This is a genomic window from Dyella caseinilytica (assembly GCF_016865235.1).
GTDB classification, from domain to species: Bacteria; Pseudomonadota; Gammaproteobacteria; order Xanthomonadales; family Rhodanobacteraceae; genus Dyella_B; species Dyella_B caseinilytica.
On the sequence record NZ_CP064030.1, the window covers coordinates 624,328 to 644,898 of the forward strand.

Sequence of the window (20,571 nt, forward strand, 5' to 3'; positions counted from 1 at the left end):
GGACGGGATTGCCCGATGCTCCTCCCCTTTTGCAGATAACTCTTATGCGTCAGAGCTTTGCATACCAACCCTGACGATCCATTGCCCAAACGATGACCCACCAAACCGCAACAAACGCGACGGCAAAAGCCAGCGACGCGATGTAGGGACCCGCCATCGGCGTGATCCAGTTGGAGAACAGATGCTGATAGAGCGGATCCTGCCAACCCAGCGCGGGCAGGATGACTTGCAGCAATTCCGAACCCGCGTACGCGGCGATGGCATTGACGCCAAAGCGTCGCCCGATGGCCGGCCAGCCACGTTGATCAATGCACACGTGGAACAGCACCAGAGCCAGGGTGGACCAGCCAGCGCACCAGAGCACAAACGATGAAGTCCACAAATTTTTATTGAGTGGCAACACCATCGACCACAGGGCACCGGCAAGCAGCATGATGACGCCTGCAACCAGCAGCGCCTTTTGATTGCCTGCGCGCAGCCAGCTCCCCATGCGCAAGCCAAGTAACGCCGTACCGATGGATGGAAGGGTGCTGAGCAGGCCTTCCGGATCGTGCCCGCGACCGGTAGCCGGATCGATGAGATAGACGAAGTGACCGAACACCGCCGTATCGGTGCGGCTGACGATGTTCACCCAACGGTCCAGCGAGCCGCCCAGTATGAGGAGCCCCCAATAGCCCAGTAGCAGTACAGCGATCGCGCTCCATTGCGTGCGCGGCTTCGTGTACAGCGCAAACAGAGCCGTTGCCGCGAAGCACACGCCAATGCGCTGCAACACACCCGGGAAGCGCATGTGCTCACCGGGATCCCACCACCATGCCAAGACATGCAACAGCAAGCCCAGGCCGATGATACGCAACGCGCGCCACAGTGCTGTACGCGCCAGTTCGCCTGCTGCCACGCCCTGTTCGTGACGCGGCACCAGCGAAAAGGCCGTCGATACACCGACGACAAAAAGGAAGAACGGAAATATCAGATCAGTAGGCGTGCATCCGTTCCATGGCGAATGATCCAGCGGTGCAAAAACATGATCCCAGTCACCTGGATCATTGACCAGCAACATGGCAGCGACGGTGCAGCCACGCAGGGCGTCGAGAGAGGCTAGGCGTTTGGATGGCACGGTCATGGGTTCACCTGTGTTGCGTGGATATGCCGACGCTGTTTCCATTTCTCGCAAGCAAGAAGGGATGAAGATGCGTGGTGTTGCTGTTTGCGTTGTTCGCTGGTCATTTTTCAGGCAGCCATTGAATGCGATCCAGCGCGTAAAACGATCCTTCGGTCGGAGCGGTGAAGATCAAGCACAGGCCGTGTGTGCCTTGTTGCGGTGGCACACTTGCGTCAAGTGAAAAACGTCGCTCGCTGCGTGCGGGATCAGGCAACGGCATGCTGGCGATGACAGCGCCAGTGCAAGTGTCTCGGTGGATGACCAGTTCGCCGTAAGGCGTAGCGTGAGGATGTGACACCACCAGCTTCTGGTCGTGTGCCAAGGCATAGTTGCGTTCCAGCCTGACAACGTCAGCGTGGACCTTGCCGATACCATTCAATCGTGTCGCCGGATAAAGCTGGCAAGCGTTGAAGCTGTTGGTGAGGAAGACCGGCGCCAGGCTGTTCGCATCGGGCATCGGTTGCATGCGCATCAGGTCTTGGTCACCCGGGCACTGCGGTAGCTCCACGCCTTTGTGGCTTAGCAGGGTGGTGCGATCCAATACGCGTGTTTCCATCGCGCCGAGCAGACTGCCATCGTCGGCGTACGTGGCGGCACGCAACGTGGCAGGTAGCTTGACGTTGATGGGCTTGGTATACAGCGTCGCGTTCGGGTTGGGCGCGCCGCCATCGAGTGTGTAGCGGATATGACCGTATTGCGCCTGGTTTTGTAGCGTTACCTGTGCGCTCCCGCTATCCAATGCAGCGTTAATGTCCAATACGGCTGATGGTGCAAAGGCGCTATTGGAATAACTGATGTGCTGTGTCGAGTAACGCGCGAATTGGGCTGGTATGCGAACCAGGAAGCCTTGCCAGTTCCGCGTTGCGGCGGGGGACCACACTGCTTCGCTTAAAGCGTCCAGGCGAGGAAAGATCGCTTGCTGCACGTGCTGCATGCTGGGCAGGTGCTCGGTCCATACGTTGGCTTGTGCGCCCAATACGTGCGCAGCCTGTGATGGATTCAGAGCCTTCGGTACGGGATCAAACGCGTAGACGTTGGTGAGATCGAGTTCGGGGGCGCGCCCGGCGATCTCCTGTGGCAAGTCGCTTTGCACGTTATCGAAATACACGTCGGGCGAGGGCGACATCACCACGTCGTGATTCATCTTTGCGGCTTTGATGGCGCCATCGGCACCGCGCCAGGACATGACGGTGGCATCAGCCGGTACGCCGCCATCGAGGATTTCATCCCAACCAATCAGCCGGCGTCCGTGGCTGGTCAGATACGCGCCCAGCCGGCCCATGAACCAGCCCTGCAAAGCGTCTTCGTCTTTCAGATGCAAGGCGTGCATCTTCGCCTGCACGGCTGGTGATGCTTGCCACTGATCCTTGATCGCTTCGTCGCCACCAAGATGGATGTAGTGCGATGGGAACAACGCCATCACCTCATCCAGTACGTTTTCAATGAACTGGAAGCTCGCATCGTCGACGTTGTAGAGATAGGGATTGATGCCCCAATCGGCTGACACATTGGGTCGACCGCCAGTCACGCCAACGTCGGGATACGAGGCGATGACCGCTTGCGCGTGGCCAGGCATGTCCAGTTCCGGCACGATGGTGATCTGGCGCGCGGCGGCATACGCCACCACTTCACGGATCTGCTCCTGCGTATAGAACCCGCCGTAACGCTGCGGCTCGCCATCGTGCCCAGCATCGGGTGGCGTGCGCCAAGCACCGATACGCGTCAGCTCGGGATAACGCTTGATTTCGATGCGCCAGCCTTGATCATCCGTAAGATGCCAATGAAACACGTTGAGCTTGTGCTGGGCCATTTGATCCAGCAGTTGTTTCACGTCCGCGACGGACTGCATGTGTCTTGAGGAATCCAGCATCAGTCCACGCCAGGTGAAACGTGGTTGGTCCTGGATGTTCAATTGCGGCACGTTCACCGCGCCCTTTTGCGCGTTCGGTGTAAGTAGTTGCCACAGTGTGATCGCGCCGTAAAACACGCCAGCTTCGTCGCGGGCATTGATGCGTATACCCTTGCTGGTGATGACCAACGCATAGCCTTCGTGCGCGAGCACCGGGGCCTGTGGATCGCGACGAAGCACAATGGCGTTGATTGGCGTGGTGCCGTCGGCGTCTTTCACCGTCAGTGACAAACCGCGCGTGCGACGAAGCAGATCCGCCAGATAGTTGGCCGTGAGCCGTGTTGCGGGATCATGGTCGGCGATCACGATGGGCGTATGGGCACTCACCGGGAACTCGCCCTTGCCGATATCCACCTGCGATGGCCATGGCATGAGTGGCAGCATCGGCTCGGGAGTTGTTTGGGCGGCAACGATGACATCGCTCAGCACCAGGCACACGAGCAAGCTTGTCAGGCGCGCAACGCAACGCCATCGCCTGGCAAAGGCCGTCGCGCTGGGTGTCTTGCGGTGCTGCATGATGTGTTCTCCCCTCCAGTAATGAACCTTCAATCCCGGTTGTTGGTGGCAAGTACGGCTCCCCAGCCGCGGCTTGCCCAATCCGGATTGCTATGGGTATTGCGTAGCTTTGTGTAGCCCTTTCGGCGATGGATCCTCATTTCTGTCAGCGTCATCGCTGGATGCTTCGAACATCGTTGAAGGCAGTGCCGGGGTACCTGCTGCGCGACGCGCCAGTTCCAATGCACCCCACAGTGGCGCGTCGTTGACGAATCGCGCGCTCACCAATGTCGGCGGGAAAGGCACCAGCCGCTGAAGCAGCTTGGTCAAATCGGGTTCCAAAACCGGGTATTGCTGGCTGACACCGCCGCCGATGGCGATGCGTTCCACATCCAAGGCGATCGACAGATTTACTAACTGCGATGCCAGCGCATGAAGTCTGCGCTGGAGTTCAAGCGTGGCTTTAGGGTCGGTGCTGCGAAACAGATCTCTGGCATCCCGTTCGGGACCCCAAAGATCGCGCGCCAGGATATCCAGCGAGGTGCCGGAGAACATCGCTTCCATCGGCGCGACACCTTCGCGCAGACCGCGCCAGTCCGTCGGTGCAAGGTGATCCAGAAACGGTGTCAGCTGATAGCCAATTTCCAGCGCAGCGCCGTTGCGTCCGCGGTACACCTCGCCGTGGATGATGGCTGCGGCGGAAAGCCCCGTGCCGATATTCACGTAGAGCGCATGGTCTGCGCCATGCAGACTGCCCCAGGTGTGTTCGGCAAGAGCACCGGCTTTTACATCGTTGTCCAAGGTGATGACAGGCGTGGCAAACGCTGCGGCGAGTTGTCCATACAGATCCAACCCTTCCAAGCCCGGGGTGTTGGGCGCCATCAACAAGTGGTTATCACGCACCACGCCGGGAAAGACTGCCGCTACCCCGCGCAGGTGAGGAACGTTATCGAGCTGAGCACATTGTTTCGCCGCCACGATGATTCGGTGCAAGGCGGCAGCGCCCGTCAGTCCGGGAGCGTGTGTATCCAACAGGGTACGATTCAATTGCCCTGTGGACGTGTCGTAGCACGCTATTTGCGTCTTGGTTCCACCGACATCGATCGCGATAAGCACGCCATGCGACGGAGTGGATGAGTTGAGGGGGGCGAGTCGGCTCATGCGTGCTTCACTCGCAGGTGATGGGTACGCGACCACCACAGATAGGCAATGGATCCGAGCAGCAGCCACGCCAGCGACCACTGGATCGGGTACGCACCCGGTGCGTTTTGATTCGACGCGACGTAGATGTAGATCCAGCCGATCAGTGCGATCAGCGCCGGCACGGGATAGAGCCACATTTTGTACGGCCTTTCGAGATCGGGTCGCTTGCGGCGCAGTACGAGCAAGGCGCCGATTTGCGCGATCGACTGCACCAGGATCATGACTGTCGTGAGCAACTGGATGAGTGTCGTTAACGACGTGAGGCGGCCAATGGCGAAGCCGAGTGATGTCAGCACGCCCATCGACAGCAAGCCCCAGGTCGGAAAGCCCAGGCGCGGATGGATCTGCGAGAACGCACGAAAGAACACGCCGTCACGGGCGGCTTCATAAGGCACCCGCGAACCGCCGAGCAGGCCGGCGAACACCGATGCGGCCGCCGTGATCAGGATCAAAACGGTGACTATGCCAGCGGCCTTCGCGCCCCAGGATTCATTGAGAACCACGGACGCCACGGAGGTGAAGGCGGCGGAATTCTGGTCCAGCATGCGATGCCAGTCGACAACGCCGAGCACGCCGACCTGCATGGTGAAATACACCACGCACATGCCGAGGATCGACAGCACGATGGATGCCGGAATGACTTTGCCCGGATTTTCCACTTCGGCCGCGACGTACGCGGAGGTGTTGTAGCCGAGGTAATCGTAGGTGCCGATGGTCAGGCTTCCCGCCAGCCCAAACCAGAACGCGCTGCTGCCCAGATCGAACGCGTTTGCCGGAAAACTGAAGGCGCGTGCGGCGTTGAAGTGCGACAGCGATGCAGCGATCAGGCAGATGATGCTGACCAGCATGACGATCCACAACACGATGCCGAGGCGGCCGATCGACCGGGTCGTGCGCCACAGCAGGCCGATGGTGATCCATATCAGCGCCAACCCGGCAAGATTCCCCTGCAGCGCGGTCATTTGCGGAAGGAACCAGCCCAGATACTGGATAAAACCCATAACCCCGGTAGCCATGGTCATCGGGATGAAGAGCATGGCTGTCCAGACAAACAGGAAGGGCAGCAAGGCCCCGGTCCGCTTGCCAAAAGCTTCGCGCAGATAGATGTAGGTGCCGCCGGCGCCGGGCAGGGAGGCACCCAGTTCGGCCCACACCAGGCCATCGCACAACGCCAGAAGCGCACCCAGCAACCATCCGAGGTACGCCTGCGGGCCACCCATCACCACGATCATCGCGGGGATGGTGATGAAAGGGCCGGCGCCGCACATCTGGCTCATATTGAGCGCAACGGCAGACGCCAATCCCAGCCGTCGCTTCAGCTGAGGCGCGTCGCGTGTTGCCTGCGTCTGGTTTTGCATACCCCTGGTAGTCTCCGGAAACCGCGCGATCGGGCGGACTGGACTGGTGGGGCAAGAAAACCACAAGTTTTATATTAATTCAAGTTGAAGAAATTAACTAAAGCGGTGGTAGGGTATGTCACGGGGCTCGGGCATGCGTCCTGTGGGTGTGGTCGTCGATGACGGCCGGCGATGCCAGGGCTGGTCAATAGGCCGTCGAGGTGGGACATATAGAATCCGGGCGCGTTTCGATTTCAGGCAGGCCATTCGCGGTGGCCAGCGCATCATTAAGATTCCAGCGGCTTCCTCCCCGCCGCATGTCCCACCTCTGACCCATTCCAAGTAGCAAACGGCCAGCAATGCAGACCTCATCGAAGTCGAACAAGCCAACGACGGGTACCAATCTCGAGCACGCACGTTTGCACAACCGACGCGTTGTGCTGGAGGCCATTCGGCAGGCCGGACGCCTGACCCGCGCGGATCTCACGCGGCTTACGTCACTCACGGCACAGACGATTTCCAACATCGTGGCCGAGCTGCTCAGCGAATCGAAACTGTCGGTGCATGCGCCGGAGAAAACGGCGCGTGGACAGCCACCCATTCCGCTGTCGATCAATCCGGATGGCGGTTTTTCGATCGGCTTTCATGTGGAGCAGCATCAGATCGTCGCCGTGCTGTTGGATCTCAAGGGTGTTACGCGAGGACGGCGTGTCCATGCTGTGAGCTATCCGACGTTCGCCGAGGCGTTGCCGCTGCTCCTCAAATGCATCGAGTGGTTCCGACGCAAAGTCTCAGCAGAGCGACTGCTTGGCATCGGCATCGCCTTGCCGGGTCCCTTTGGCGTCGCGGGCATGAGTGCCGTGGGCCCCACCAGCATGCCGGGTTGGGATGACGAGCAGAGCCTGGCCTTGCTGCGTGAGCGAACGGGGCTCCCGGTATTGATGGAGAACGATGCCACGGCGGCTGCGATGGGCGAGCGTTTGTATGGCGTCGCGGGTGGACTGCGGGATTTCGCCTACCTGTTCGTGGGACATGGCCTGGGTTCGGGCTTGTACCTCGACAACCGGCTTTATTCGGGTCACTGGCGCAACGCCGGTGAAATCGGGCACGTCATCGTCGTCCCTAACGGCAAGACCTGTTACTGCGGCAAACGAGGGTGTCTGGAACGTTACGTTTCTGGCGCATCCCTGTTGGAGCATCTGGGAGTTGGCGCAGATCAGAATCTGAGCGATCTGGACTTGACCGATAACCAGCACGCTGCCGGCATCGAACGCTGGTTGGCCGAAGCGGTGCCCGCACTACGTCATGCGATCAACGTCTTGGAATCGCTGCTTGATCCAGAAACCATGTTGGTGGGTGGCATGCTTTCCAACGACATTCTCGCGCGTCTGATCGATCAGTCGTTTCCGTTGTACCCATCTGTGAGCGGCAGAGAGGATCGCGCCCATGCACGATTGCAGCTGGGTACCGCAGGTCCGGACTGCGTTGCGCTTGGTGCCGCAGCCCTGGTGGTGCTCGCCGAACTCAGTCCCGATTATCAGGCGTTGCTGAAAGCCTGATATTGGCAGGAAGGGAATCGTTAGTCATTTGCTGCATTTGCAGTTTCTCGCAATGCGCGCCAGCGCGCTGAGCCCCGAGTGGAGGGCTCAGCACGAATGCCACAAGAGCAGAGTATTCGTCGTATTTCAGGCAACGGTCGGGATGGACATCGCCGAATTACCACGTGGCGTCAAAATGCTTCTGTACCTCTTGCGGCTGAGTAATGCCGTTGGCAATCAGAAGTTGAAGCAGGACCCTCGCCTTTTGCGGATTAAGGTCCAGGGAAACGACGAAGCCGCGTTTGTCGTCATCCACTTCGACATTGCGATTGACAAAGCCAGACCCAACGCGCGTGGAACGTACGACCACAATGCCTGCCTTTGCGGCGGCCTGCAGCGCATCGATGGCTTCCTTGGACGTGTTGCCGTCACCAACGCCTGCAAGCACGATGCCCTTGGCACCACGCTTTACCGCATCCTCTACCGGAAGGCCATCCATGTTGGCGTGCGCATACACGATATCCACGCGCGGCAGAGGTGGAGCGTCCGGAAGCTTCAATTTGGAGCCGTTGTAGGGACTCGCTGCCCGAAGGAAGCGTACCGGGCCCATGTCGACGTAACCGACGGGACCGGCATCGCGCGACTCGAAGGTCTGGACATTCGTGGTATTGGTTTTTTGTACCCAGCGAGCGCCATGAATGGCGTCATCGAGCACGACCAACACGCCGCGGCCACGCGCATCCGGTGACGCTGCAACCTTCACCGCTTCGTAAAGATTAGCGGGGCCATCCGCACCAATCGCCGTGGAGGGACGCATGGAGCCCACCAACACGACGGGTATCCTGGTATCAAGCACGGTCTGAAGGAAGAAGGCCGTCTCCTCCATCGTGTCCGTGCCATGGGTAATCACGATGCCGTCTGCTTCCTTGTTCCTGATGGCGAGCTGGATGCGTTTCACAAGATCGAACCAGACCTTGTCATTCATGTCCTGGGAGCCGATCGAGGCAACCTGGTCGGTGGAAATCTGCGCGATCTTGTCTATGCCGGGAACTGCGGCGATGAGATCGGCAGCACTGACCTTGCCGGCGTTGTACGCGCCGCTTCCGCGTGTGCTGGCTTGGCCGGCGATCGTGCCGCCGGTGCCAAGCACCAGTACGCGCGCGGCAGGGGCTGGAGCATTTTGCGTTGTGTTCGCCGCGGTTTGGGCGCTGGCGGGGACTGCTGCAACGGCAAGAGCCATGGCAAGACCGAAGTACCCAAGTACAAGGCGGCTGGTTTCGAAAAGGGAAGTCGGCTTCATCTTTGTTCCTTTATGGGCTGGAATGAGGCTGTCAAAGCTCATGACAAAGCTGGAACGGTGTTTGAGCCAGAGGCAGTCAAGTGGCCTACTTCTTTCCCTTCTTGAATTGTTCGTAATATTCAGCGGCAAGCTTGCGCAGCGCGGTGCCGATCGCGGCGTACTGATACTCGTTGAGGTTGGCTAGTGATGCGCGTCCGGAGGGATGTAGTACGCCGAAGCCGCTACCCGGGAGCAGAACAATACCGGTGTCATTGGCAATGCGGAAAAGAATATCCGTCGGGTTTTGCGTCTTCAGAACCCATTGCGCGAAGGCATCACCATAGAGGTTTCTGGAAACCTCTTCGAGATTGATCAGGGTGTAATAGTCAACACTGTTGGTGTCTTCCTTCTCTGGCATGCCGAGCTTGTTGTAGAGCTCCGCATCCCTTCGGCGGACGAGTGCCTTGAGTGCCTTGTTGTAGTCCTGGCGGGAGTCCATCAGATTGAACAGCGCAAACAACACCATCTGTGCCTGTTGCGGTGTGGAAAGACCGGCGGTGTGGTTGAGTGCGACGGCGCGGCTGTCGGCAACCAGCCGGTCAATAAATTTGACCTTTCGGGGTTCGGTGGTCAGTGAGGAGTAGCGTGTGTCCAACTCCTTCTTGGCTTTTTCCGGCAGTTTGCTAATAGCCTGGTCGATAATGTTGTCGCGCGTCATGGCAATGACGCCGAGGCGCCAGCCGGTAGCGCCGAAATATTTGGAGAACGAATAGACAAGAATCGTATTCTTCGGGCAGATCGCAAAGAGCGAGCGGAAGTCGTCTGCGAAGGTGCCATATACGTCGTCGGTAAGAATGATCAGGTCCGGGCGCTTCTTGACCACCTTGGCGATGGCTTCCAGTCCTGCGTCGTCGATTTTGACCGAGGGAGGATTGCTCGGGTTGACCAGAAAGAACGCTTTGATCGCAGGATCTTCCAGCTTCTTGATCTCTGAGGCGGGATATTGCCAGCCAGCCTTGGGGTCGGCCTCGATGATCACTTTGCTGAGTTGATAGTCGTTGAGCTCGGGAATTTCCAGATAAGGTGTGAATATCGGTGAGCCGATGGCGATCTTGTCGCCAGGCGCTATGAGTTTGTTTTCCCGCATCGAATTGAAGATATAGGCCATCGCCGCGGTGCCACCTTCAACAGCGAAGAGATCGACCTCTTCGGTGGCCATGCCCTGTACGCCCATTTCGCGAACGATGTATTCACGAACGATCTTCTCGCTTATCCGCAACATGCGATCCGGTTCCGGATAATTCGCGCCGAGGGTGGCGGCGACTATCTCGAGCAGAAATTGGTCGCCGTCAAGACCTAACTGATCCCGCACATAGGAAAGGGTCTTTCCCAGGAAAACTGCACCGGGCTTGTCGCGGTTCTGACTGACAAAGGTATGGAACCGCGCGCTCAGTCCTTCATGGCGCACGAGGCCGCCGACGCCCTCCGACATGTAAGAGAAGGACAGTTCGGCCTCCGACACCGCAAACAGGCCAAGCTGGAAGAACGCTCTGCGCGGGAGTGTCGCGAGAAAGTTCGGGTTTCCGCGGCCTGCGTTGAGCATCAAGCGATCGGTATGACTCAATGCCAGCGCGATGAGATTGTCCTTCAGTTCGAACGGGCTCAGCTTGGAATATTTGGAGTGCTTCGTATCGGCCATCGGAATTCTCCTGATTCTCATGACATGCTGTGATGTGTGGCGGCGTCACGTGTAGCCTCACGCGAATGCGACGATCAATGGACCAAGCAAGGTGAGGAAGACATTTGCCAAGGCATAAGTGATCGCGAACGGCGCCGTTGGAATCGAATTGCCGGCCTTGTCGAGTACCTCGCCGAACGCCGGATTGGCACTGCGAGCGCCGGAAAGCGCGCCGGCAAATATCGCCGCGTTGTCGTAGCGCAACACGTAGCGGCCAAACAACATGGTCAACAGTAAAGGCACCACGGTAACGACCACGCCGATCAGGAATAGCGAAAGGCCGCTGCTGGCAATCGTATGAATGGCTTGTGAGCCCGACTGGAGGCCGACGGCGGCGACAAATCCGGCAAGGCCCAGATCTTTGAGAAGCTGACAGGCCGATACCGGAAGATTGCCCACGGTCTGATGTCTGCTACGCAACCATCCGAACAACAGTCCTGATAGCAGTGCACCGCCGCCCGCGCCTAGCGTCAAGGGAATGGAGCCCACGCGTAGCACCAGTAGACCAATCAGCAAGCCGACAACCAGGCCTGCACCATGAAAAACAAAGTCTGTCTTTGTGTCGCTGGTGAGCTGCGCCCCAGCTTCCTTCACAAGACGCTTCAGATCTTCATCGACCCCGTACGCAGTGATAACGTCACCGGTTTTCAATACCGTGTTATCAGCCAGAGCGAGCGGTTCACCATCGCGCTTGATATCGATAATGTAAATGCCGTGCTTGAGCGCGGTTTCGGCTGAACGTTTGATATCGCTGAAGGATTTGTTTGCATAGGCTGTGTTTTGCAGGATCACCTCCTGCGTATTCATGACGAGCTCCATGCCGGCGGAGCTCTGAATCTCTCGGCCGAGCCCGCTGGCCGTTTCGATTATGCCTGCCCGTCGTCCGACTACCAGGACGATATCGCCCTGCTCAAGCACAAGATCGGGTGTGATCGGAATGAATTGGCCGCCCCGTTTGACGCGCTCGATGGTCATGGTGGATGTTCCCGCAGATCGCTCGATCGCTGCGGTGGATTTGCCCGCACCACCATCTACTTCGTAAAGACGGCCGACAATCTCCGGCATGGCGGGTCCCTCGCCGGGTCCAAAGATGATCGCACCCTTCAGGCGTTCGGCCTCGGCCTTGAGGGCGTCGTCGTGAATGTCCCGCTTCATGATGCGTGGAAGGATGTTGATGCAAATGATGATGGCGCCGAGCGAGCCGAAGATGTAGGACACCGCATAGCCGATGGCGACGTTGGCCTGGAGTTTTTGCACGTCGGCTGGCGAGAGTCCGAGGCGGGACAGCGCATCGCCGGCTGTTCCTATGATCGCCGATTGCGTCATGCCGCCCGCGGCAAGGCCAGCGGCCATGCCCTTGTCGAGTGAAAACAGCTTGGCCATGACGACGACCGTAACGAGTCCTGAAATCGCCATGAAAACCGCAAGAAGAATTTCGCGTAGCGATTGTCGTCCCAGCGATTTGAAGAACTGTGGGCCGCTTTCAAAGCCTACTGCGTAGATAAACAGTGTGAAGAGCAGCGACTTCACCCCGTTGTCGACAGAAATGCCAACGAGGCTTAGCGCCACCGCAGCAAGCAGCGATCCGGCTACACCGCCAAGCTGGAACTTGCCGTAGCGAAATTTTCCTACCCAATAGCCGATGGCAAGTGAAAGGAACAGCAATATCTCGGGCGCATGCTTCAAGTTATCCCGTACCCACTCCATCACATTCTCCTATTGCGGCAAATCTGGATTGTCAGATCGGCAATGCGGTATCCGATGCGGTTTCAATGCCAAACAACGTGGTTCGCACTGCTTGCGAGATGGACCCTGAAAAGTAACGGCGCTACATCACGCCTGCGGGGTGATATGGATGATATGGATATGGACGATGCACGTAGTGACGTGACCGCATGCCCTCATGCGGGCTCTGGAGCGAAATGTTCGATGTGACGAGAGGCCAGCCCAATCCAGAAAGTGTTGCATTGCTCGTTCCCTTGAGGTCGTCACGTGCCTGGTCAAGGCATTCGATCAGCTACTGACGGAAACGCCATGATTTCCCCTCTACTCATGGTCGCAAGAAATAACTATCTGATGTTGACATGCATTGCAAGTGACTTTCTTATGAATCTTCGTATGTCACAAATAGTTTCCCTGGATGAACATGTTCTCCATGGCTCAAGAAATACGCCACGAACTTCGCTGCGCGATCTGTCGCTCAGGTTGTGTCGTTGAGAAAGGACTTTCTTTTTCTCGACGTGAAAATCACGATCTCTGAACAATCGTCATAGGCGAGTCGTGCACGTCGATTTCTTTCAAACTGCCAGAGAATTTCAACGTCTTACTCTGTGGACGATCGCTCAACAAATGCTCAGGAGGAGGTTGCGTCCGCGAAGATGGTGTTGTTATGGGTGGGCACAGGGGATTTGAGCGCCGCTCTCTGGTTGCAGGCAATGCAATGCAGCAGCGTGCACACGAAGGATGCGTCGCAGTTCGATAATCGCTTGCGGCGTTTCCTGGACATCGTGCCAGGAAGGCACGGCCAGCTCCGAGTCGGCGCCATCGAGATGCGAGCTGGTGTAGGGCACCACGCCATCGTCGGAATCGGACAGCGGACCCTTGGACTTATACACGCCAACGATGGTGTGGTAGCGCACCTGGGGCGAGATGGGCAGGGTGCTGGAAGCCTTGATGAAAGGATCGGTATCGCTGAGGTTATCGATGCTGTTGGGTAGCTGTGCCGGCGTACCGGGCGTGGCGCTCTTGCCCTGCATGGCATCGGTAATGTTCTTGCCTTCTTCCAGCAAGGTGAGTGGCAGACGGATCAGGCCGCCGATCCAGCGGGCCAGTTTCCAGCGTGCGACCGGTGTGCCGCGATGGGGAGCGGCGAGGAATACGGCGCGCGTGACCTGCGGCATCGGCGAGAACTGCAGATATGGCGCAAGGCGCTCACGCAACCGCAGCTTGTCGGCATCGGAAAGGCCAGGACGGGCAGGGATGACGCTCCACAGTTTGTCATCGCTGGAAGACACAAGCAGTCGGGCGATGACGCCGCCCATGCTGTGGCCAATCAGCACGATGTTGTTGGAGGCAACCGCTTTACCGGATGGATCGAAGTGCTTGAGCGTTTCATCCAGAGCCTGTCGGATCTGCCGGAGATTCACCGCTACCGGCACATTGGTCGGGTAATACACCTCCCACACCTGATAGGTGCGGCGCAGTTGTTCGTCACCCATCACTTCGTTGACGACATTGATCCATGCTTCAGGGCTGCTGGCCAATCCATGCAGCATGATCACTGTGAGGCGGTTGGGATCGTAGGGCTGCATCAGCAGCACTTCCGGCTTGCTCAGGCCGCCGCGCCCTAGCAGCGAGCGGATGGATTGCTTTGCGAATCCTGAGCGCGCCAGCCATACGCCATAGGGCGCCGTGAAGTTGGCAGCGAGCGGGATGGTTTGTCCATCGAGCTGGATGGTGCTGTCCAAATAAGGGTTCTTGGCATACAAGCGCACCTCGTCGGTCCTCAGCACGCTGGCCAAGTCGTCGCCGGGAAATTCCAGTACCGCGGTGAGCGGCACGTAATTGGATTCGCGCCATGGCTGGCCGGTATCTGCCGGCGCGGAACCTACGGCCACAAACTCCGAGCCGAAACCATCGCGCTGGTAGATGTTGCGCAAACCGCTGAAACGTAATCCCGCCGAGGGAATCAACTCCGTAGGGACATAGTTGCTCGAACCAAGATAGACATCCGTGTTCGGCCGCAGCAGGCTCCATCCGGCCACCTGTTTCCTGCTCCAGTCCGTGCCGAGTTCGGGAAGCCGCTGAAAGAAGCTGTTCACCGCCTGGCTGACGGCGTAGTTGTAGAAATCCAGCACCTGCGATTGGCGGGTTTCGAAGGCACGTTCCCCCGGATCGCGCGCTGTATAGAACAGGTATGCGTAGGCATAGCGTGCAGATTGGAGGTAATCGTTCAGTGCCTGGTCGTCGACCGTTTTATTCTGGTCCGTCTGCTGCAGGGCATAGGCCAGCCAGAGCTCGGACAGCGCCGACAAGCGTCGCTCATCGTCGAGTCCATCGGAGTAGAGCAGGGTGTTGGTGCAACGGGGAAAGTTCGCAGCGCAATCGTCACGGCTGAGCGCGATGACGTTGAGTGTCTGGACCGTGCTGTCGCTGAGCGTGCGCGTGTTCAGTACATCGCTGCGGCGTTGGTTGGCGTATTCCTTGAGCGTGATGTGCTTGACGCCCACCATGCTGCAGCCGGCGGTCAGCAGCAAGGCCGCCAGCGTAACGACGCGAATGATCCCTATTGGCTTGCGGCCCTTCATCGATTCTTCATCTGGCAGGAAAGCAGTGGCTGATGCACGCTGAGCTTCATCCATCCAGGAACCTGTTCCGCCATTCTGGACGGTCCGGGTGATGGAGTGTGAAGCACTGTGTTGAACAGGAAGCAGGATGAGCGGTCGTTACCGTTCTATTATCCATGTTGCAACGATTCTTGGGAGATGCCCGGTGATGCTGCGATGGATGCTATACGCCCTGATAGTCCTGGCCATTGTGCTGTCAGGTGGATGGGGTGCCCTGGCGCTGTGGTACCAGTTCCCGGGTGGGGCGGCGGCGCGCTGGATCGCTAGCCTGGTCTGGACGCTGGGTGTGCTGCTGGCGCTGGTATGGGCCTGGCACCGACACAGCGGTTTGCCGATCGGTGCTTATGGGCTGGCATTTCTGATTCTGCTGGCGTGGTGGAGCACCATCACGCCGTCCAATCATCGGGACTGGGCTGATGATGTGTCGCGGCAGCTGACCGGCCGTGTCGATGGCGACCTGGTCACCCTGGACAACGTGCGCAACTTCCATTGGCGCTCCAATGAGGATTACGACGCAAGTTGGGAGACGCGTCATTACGATCTGAATCAGCTTGCATCGGCCGATCTGATTCTTTCCTCGTGGGGCATGCCGGGTATTGTCCATGCGCTGATTTCGTTCGGTTTCGAGGATGGCTCGCATGTGGTGTTTTCGGTGGAGATCCGCCGACAGCGCCACCAAACCTTTTCGTCGATTGGCGGATTCTTCAAGGATTTTGAGCGCGCCATCGTGGCAGCGGACGAAAACGATATCGTTCGTTTGCGCACCAACGTGCGCGGCGAAGATGATCACCTGTACCGATTACAGATGAGCAAGCCGGCGATGCGTGCCCTATTCCTGTCTTACGTGAAGGAGGCCAATGAACTGACCGTGCAGCCTGCGTTCTACAACACGGTGACGTCGAATTGCGTAACCATCGTGTATGGCATGGCCAAACAGATCGATCCGGGCTTGCCGTATGACTATCGACTGCTGCTAACGGCGTATTTGCCTGGTTATCTCTACAAGGCTGGGGCGCTGGATACCCACTATCCGTTGGAGGTGCTAACCCAGCAGGGTGATATCACGGCGCGTGCGCGGGCGGTGAAGCCGGGTGAGGATTTTTCCAAGGCGATCCGTACGCCGCCGGAGCCGTGATGTTCGTGGCCGTCATTCCCGCGAAAGCGGGAATGACGGCGAGGCGTGATTTGTCATCACGCCAGCCCATGTTTTACCTCACCGTAAACGTATTGTTGCTCCGATCCACATCCGGAATCGCGTGCTGCGGATCAATCGTGGCCGACTTCACCGGCTTGTTGCCGTCGACGCGGATCACATAGCTACGGTGCTGCATCCAGGTTTCCACCGGCACGCGGATGTCCTGCTTGCTGCCATCGGTGTAGACGACTTCCAGCGTGGATGGCATCACCAGCTTGTCGAGGTTGGCCACCGTGACCTGTGCACCTTTGCGCCAGTCGCCATCGATGGGTGTGACGTTCTGAATGGCGAGGTCCAATTTCCAGTTGTATTCATACCATCCGCGCCAGAACCAGCTGAGGTCTTCGCCGGTTTCGCTTTCCATGAAGCGGAAGAAATCCGAGGGGCTGGGGTGCTTGTAAGCCCAAGTTTGGATGTATTTGCGGAAAGCCGGGTCGAAGCGTTCTGGTCCGATGATCTGCTCGCGCAGCAACACCAGGCCATAGGCTGATTTGAAGTACGTCACCGGATGGCGGTATTTCTCCTGGATTTCGTCCGCACGCGTGAGCAGAGGCGGCGCGTCCGGATCGGTCAGTACCTTGACGATTTCATCGGCGGGATTGCCGTGGCCCGGCGCGTATTCGGGATCGCGCTTGGGTGCGTATTCGCCGTGATTGAAGTTGTCCGCTTCGTACACGTCGATAAAGGTGTTAAAGCCTTCATCCATCCACGCGTTGCGGCGCTCGTCCGTGCCGACGATCATCGGGAACCAGGTATGTCCAATTTCATGCGCAATCAGCGCGTGCAGATCGCTGCCTTTCGCTTCCTTCGAATCGAACGTGATGCTCGGATATTCCATGCCGCCGGCCGAACCGGCTTCGTTGATCGCAACCGGATAAGGGTATGGATACCACTGCTTGGAGAAGTACTCGGTGGCCGCCTTCACGTACTCGGTGGCGCGTCCCCAGGCTTCCTTGCCGGCGCTTTCCACCGGATAGGCCGATTCAGCCAGCGCAGTCTTACCGTTGCCCAGATTGATGCGCGCGGCATCCCAGATGTAGGCCTTGGAAGCGCCGAATACCGCGTCGCGGCTGTTCTGGATACGGAAGTGCCAGGTCAGCGTGCCACTTTGTTTTGGGCGCGTGTTCGGATCATTCACTTCATCGGCCGAACGGATCATCACCGTGGTATCGCTGTGACGGGCCTGATCCAGGCGCTGCATCTCGGTCTTGGTGAGCACGTCCTGCGGATTGAGCAGTTCACCGGCGCCAACCACAATCATGTTCCACGGCACGGTGACCGAATAATCGTAGTCGCCGTATTCCAGATAGAACTCGTTATTGAGGTACGGATCGGTGGTCCAGCCACGCAGATCGTCATACACGCACATGCGCGGATACCACTGCGCAATCTCGAAAATGTCACCATTCTTGGTCGGGTTGACGTCAGTGCGGCCGCCAAACTCACCGGGAACGGTGTAGCTGTAGCTGATATGCACGCGCAATTTGCCATCGCGAGCCTTTAGCGGCTGCGGCAGGCGGATCTGCATACGGGTGTCGGAAATCACCCAGTCGGCTTTCTGCAGTTTGCCGTCAGTGCCTTCTACCGCGATGGACGTGATGTGCTCGCCGTCGGTGAATTCAGTCGGGAATTTGCCGTCGTCAAAGGCGCCGCGCGCATCCTTCAAATAACGATTTTGTTCCACTTGCAACCAAAGCACATCCAGATCGTCGGGGCTGTGGTTGGTATAAGTAATGACTTCGTCGGCTGTCAGCTTGCGCGTGTCCGGATCCAGCGCAGCCTTGATCTGATAGTCCGCGCGATTCTGCCAAAACAGCGGCCCAGGCTTTCCACTGCCGGAGCGATAGCCGTTCGAGGGTTGCGGGTAGACAAACGGTGCGAAGGTTTCGAATGGGTTGTAGCCCGATGGGGGAGCATCGGCGGCCACGACCAGGCTGGCGGAAAGGGATAGGGCGGCGAGCACAGCGCCGCAAAGCGTCGGAATGGTCTTCATGAGGGCCCTGTAGCGTTGGGGAACGCGCCGTCCTGGCACCGAACGGCTGACGATACTGCAACGCTGCAAAACGATACCAGTGCCAGAGGGCGCATAGAACATAGCAGGTGACCACCGCTCCATTTATTACGGAGAAGGGGCCGGGTAAGGGCGCGATTGGCGTGCGATATCCATCGTTGGCTCGTTTTCGCCTCGCATGTCGCCCGAGCCGCATCCTGTCGCAGTAAGAACGTCAACAAGGCGCGCATTTGGCAAGCGGGAAGCGCGCATCCTTTGCGCTGCTTCATCACACTTTCGCGTGTGCCACCTGCTGCAGTAGGTCATGAAGAAGAATTCGGGTCGATTTGTCACGTTAGCCTCGTTTGCGCAATGTCTTCTTTGCAAGGCGACATCGTGATCATCCCTGCACATGAGGTTTTAGGGGATTTCGTAATCGTCCTATATGGAGGGAAAAAAATAAGCGGCTAGCGCTATCTATTGCCTATTTTTTCCGTGTTTGTGCGTAGGTGATCACTGATTTTTGTTAAAGGAGATGAGTCGTATGGCTGGCTTGTAATCGTCTCGTTATGGTCCGCACTCGAGGGATATGCGTAAGAGTACGGAAGCTGTGAATTGCAAGAAAAATACATTCGTTCGTCGTAATGCATCGTGGAAACGCTGGCTTGCACTAGCGAGTGCGGCTGTCATGTCGCCGCTCGTCCCAGCCCAGGATCGTCTCCCTCAGTCGGCCATCACGCCTGACGAGCAACAACAACGCGAACGTACACAGCGACAGGCGCAAGAGCGTCAGGTACGTGATGGGGCGCCCGATGTTCGTCTGGATCGCGAAGTTTCCACCGCCTTCCACAACCTTGCCTTGCCTGAGGAGGCTGACTGCTTTGCTTTGCAAAGTGTTCGCCTGGTGGGCGAGCGCGTTGCCGATTTCTGGTTTGTACAGCGTTACCTCAGCCAATACGCAGCCCGTTGCGTCGGGCACGAAGGTATAAGCCTGATCGTGCGTCGCGCCGGCGACCTGATCATCGATCGCGGCTATGTCACCACGCGCGTCGGCCTGCAGGCGCAGGATCTTTCCAAAGGCGTGCTGACCATCACCTTGGTGCCTGGTGTGATTCACGGCATCTGCATGGCAGACGGCTCTTCCTCCAACGATTGGCGCTGGGCTTTGCCGATGCGACCCGGTGATCTACTCAATCTGCGTGACATTGAGCAGGGCATGGAGCAAATGAAGCGCCTGCCGTCGCAGGATGTGAAGATCGACATTGCGCCGGCGGAGGGTTCCGGTCAATCCGATCTTGTCGTCACTGTTCAACACAGTAAGCCCTGGCGCGTGGTCGCGACACTGGATGATTCCGGCGCTGCGGCAACGGGTCTGTACCAGGCCGGCCTGAATATCGGCATCGATAACCCGCTCCACGCGGCCGACATGTTGTCGCTTGGTGTCACGCACGATGTGTTCAATGGCACGGGACGCGGTACGCAGGGCTTTAACGGCAATTATTCGATCCCGCGCGGCGACTGGTTGTTCACCATCAGCATCTACGGTTACCGCTATCACCAGACGGTGGAAGGCTCAGCGCAGACCTTTGTCAGCAGTGGTACGTCCAAGGCCATCGATCTGGTGGCGCAGCGCCTTCTTTATCGCGACCAACATAGCAAGACTACGGCCGAGCTGCATGTTGGCAAGCGTTTGGCACACAGCTATATCGAAGATGTGGAGTTGGATTCACAGCGGCGCAACATGAGCACGCTGGAGGCCGCCATCGCCCAGCGTCGTTATATCGGCAACGCGCAGTTGGATCTGCGCCTGGCGGAACGCTTCGGCGTGCCGTGGTTCGGGGGAGAGCACGATCCGGCCGATCACCGGCCTGACGATCCCACCTTCCGTTATCACCTCACCACCCTGGATGCGTCACTCACTCAGCCCTTTACGCTGGGCAAGCAGCCTGTGCAATGGACCAGTGAGTTCCACGGCCAATACACCGACAACCATCTTTACGGCTCCGAATACATCGGCATCGGCGGGCGCTACACCGTGCGTGGTTTCGATGGTGACCAGACGCTTGCCGCGGCCAAAGGCTGGTATTGGCGCAACACCTTGTCCTTGCCGGTGGGCCATTGGCCATTCGTGTTCTATGCCGGTATCGATGCTGGCCGCGTGAGTGGCCCGGGTACGGACTACATCCCCGGCAACACCGCCCTGAGCGGTGGTTTCTTCGGTCTGCGCGGTATCTATCGCCAGCTCAGTTGGGATGCCTTTATCGGCAAGGCCTTGCATGGCGGTGATCTGGTGCCAAACGCACGGCCAGCGAGTGGCTTCCAGCTCGTTTACTCGTTCTGATCGCAATCACGACACGTTACCCGTCAAGGACAGACATT

General features: G+C 58.4%; 12 protein-coding genes. 3 read left to right on the top strand and 9 right to left on the bottom strand.

Annotated features, from left to right (window positions below; all coding sequences use genetic code 11):
* Positions 1-49 precede the first annotated feature (49 nt).
* The 4 genes from ISN74_RS02640 to ISN74_RS02655 form a co-directional block, all read right to left on the bottom strand.
* Positions 50-1,123 (bottom strand): acyltransferase family protein, encoded by a 1,074-nt coding sequence (locus ISN74_RS02640; RefSeq protein WP_188797139.1) that lies wholly within the window; start codon positions 1,121-1,123, stop codon positions 50-52.
* A 100-nt stretch (positions 1,124-1,223) separates the two neighbouring features.
* Entirely contained in the window at positions 1,224-3,587 is a 2,364-nt protein-coding gene (locus ISN74_RS02645; RefSeq protein ID WP_188797141.1) for a beta-N-acetylhexosaminidase, read from the bottom strand.
* Between the two features lie 90 nt (positions 3,588-3,677).
* On the bottom strand, positions 3,678-4,727 hold the full coding sequence (locus ISN74_RS02650) for an ROK family protein (protein WP_188797143.1): 1,050 nt from the start codon (positions 4,725-4,727) through the stop codon (positions 3,678-3,680).
* Entirely contained in the window at positions 4,724-6,127 is a 1,404-nt protein-coding gene (locus ISN74_RS02655) for an APC family permease (RefSeq protein ID WP_188797145.1), read from the bottom strand. Before ISN74_RS02655 ends, ISN74_RS02650 begins: the two co-directional genes overlap by 4 nt.
* Positions 6,128-6,465: 338 nt before the next feature.
* Here ISN74_RS02655 and ISN74_RS02660 point away from each other — a divergent pair, with 338 nt between their 5' ends.
* Positions 6,466-7,665: an ROK family protein gene (locus ISN74_RS02660; protein ID WP_188797147.1), complete on the top strand. Its 1,200-nt coding sequence runs from the start codon at positions 6,466-6,468 to the stop codon at positions 7,663-7,665.
* 157 nt (positions 7,666-7,822) lie between these two features.
* On the opposite strand, the gene ISN74_RS02665 is transcribed toward ISN74_RS02660, so the two are convergent.
* The 4 genes from ISN74_RS02665 to ISN74_RS02680 all read right to left on the bottom strand — a co-directional run bounded on the left by ISN74_RS02665 (position 7,823) and on the right by ISN74_RS02680 (position 15,022).
* Positions 7,823-8,944, bottom strand: a complete 1,122-nt coding sequence (locus ISN74_RS02665; protein ID WP_188797149.1) for an asparaginase — start codon at positions 8,942-8,944, stop codon at positions 7,823-7,825.
* A gap of 85 nt (positions 8,945-9,029) precedes the next feature.
* Complete coding sequence (locus ISN74_RS02670) at positions 9,030-10,622, bottom strand: bifunctional aspartate transaminase/aspartate 4-decarboxylase (protein ID WP_188797151.1); 1,593 nt, start codon at positions 10,620-10,622, stop codon at positions 9,030-9,032.
* A gap of 57 nt (positions 10,623-10,679) precedes the next feature.
* Entirely contained in the window at positions 10,680-12,368 is a 1,689-nt protein-coding gene (gene aspT, locus ISN74_RS02675) for an aspartate-alanine antiporter (protein ID WP_188797153.1), read from the bottom strand.
* 680 nt (positions 12,369-13,048) lie between these two features.
* The gene (locus tag ISN74_RS02680; RefSeq protein ID WP_308420740.1) at positions 13,049-15,022 is read right to left on the bottom strand and encodes an esterase/lipase family protein; all 1,974 of its coding nucleotides are present in this window, start codon (positions 15,020-15,022) and stop codon (positions 13,049-13,051) included.
* 133 nt (positions 15,023-15,155) lie between these two features.
* Here ISN74_RS02680 and ISN74_RS02685 point away from each other — a divergent pair, with 133 nt between their 5' ends.
* Positions 15,156-16,142 carry an Lnb N-terminal periplasmic domain-containing protein gene (locus tag ISN74_RS02685; protein ID WP_188797155.1) on the top strand — a complete coding sequence of 329 codons (987 nt, stop codon included), beginning with the start codon at positions 15,156-15,158 and terminating at the stop codon, positions 16,140-16,142.
* 73 nt (positions 16,143-16,215) lie between these two features.
* Here ISN74_RS02685 and ISN74_RS02690 read toward each other — a convergent pair whose 3' ends face one another.
* Positions 16,216-18,195 (bottom strand): M1 family aminopeptidase, encoded by a 1,980-nt coding sequence (locus ISN74_RS02690; protein ID WP_188797157.1) that lies wholly within the window; start codon positions 18,193-18,195, stop codon positions 16,216-16,218.
* A gap of 685 nt (positions 18,196-18,880) precedes the next feature.
* On the opposite strand from ISN74_RS02690, the gene ISN74_RS02695 reads away from it, so the two are divergent.
* Positions 18,881-20,533 (top strand): ShlB/FhaC/HecB family hemolysin secretion/activation protein, encoded by a 1,653-nt coding sequence (locus ISN74_RS02695; protein ID WP_188797159.1) that lies wholly within the window; start codon positions 18,881-18,883, stop codon positions 20,531-20,533.
* The last annotated feature ends 38 nt before the right edge of the window (positions 20,534-20,571 follow it).

What these genes read in the sequence shown, in the direction of transcription:
- ISN74_RS02670 (WP_188797151.1), bottom strand. Translation starts at nt 10,622, where the DNA reads ATGGCCGATACGAAGCACTCCAAATATTCCAAGCTGAGCCCGTTCGAA.
- ISN74_RS02695 (WP_188797159.1), top strand. Translation starts at nt 18,881, where the DNA reads ATGTCGCCGCTCGTCCCAGCCCAGGATCGTCTCCCTCAGTCGGCCATC.
- ISN74_RS02655 (WP_188797145.1), bottom strand. Translation starts at nt 6,127, where the DNA reads ATGCAAAACCAGACGCAGGCAACACGCGACGCGCCTCAGCTGAAGCGA.
- ISN74_RS02645 (WP_188797141.1), bottom strand. Translation starts at nt 3,587, where the DNA reads ATGCAGCACCGCAAGACACCCAGCGCGACGGCCTTTGCCAGGCGATGG.
- ISN74_RS02690 (WP_188797157.1), bottom strand. Translation starts at nt 18,195, where the DNA reads ATGAAGACCATTCCGACGCTTTGCGGCGCTGTGCTCGCCGCCCTATCC.
- ISN74_RS02665 (WP_188797149.1), bottom strand. Translation starts at nt 8,944, where the DNA reads ATGAAGCCGACTTCCCTTTTCGAAACCAGCCGCCTTGTACTTGGGTAC.
- ISN74_RS02640 (WP_188797139.1), bottom strand. Translation starts at nt 1,123, where the DNA reads ATGACCGTGCCATCCAAACGCCTAGCCTCTCTCGACGCCCTGCGTGGC.
- ISN74_RS02650 (WP_188797143.1), bottom strand. Translation starts at nt 4,727, where the DNA reads ATGAGCCGACTCGCCCCCCTCAACTCATCCACTCCGTCGCATGGCGTG.
- aspT (WP_188797153.1), bottom strand. Translation starts at nt 12,368, where the DNA reads ATGGAGTGGGTACGGGATAACTTGAAGCATGCGCCCGAGATATTGCTG.
- ISN74_RS02660 (WP_188797147.1), top strand. Translation starts at nt 6,466, where the DNA reads ATGCAGACCTCATCGAAGTCGAACAAGCCAACGACGGGTACCAATCTC.
- ISN74_RS02680 (WP_308420740.1), bottom strand. Translation starts at nt 15,022, where the DNA reads ATGGATGAAGCTCAGCGTGCATCAGCCACTGCTTTCCTGCCAGATGAA.
- ISN74_RS02685 (WP_188797155.1), top strand. Translation starts at nt 15,156, where the DNA reads ATGCTGCGATGGATGCTATACGCCCTGATAGTCCTGGCCATTGTGCTG.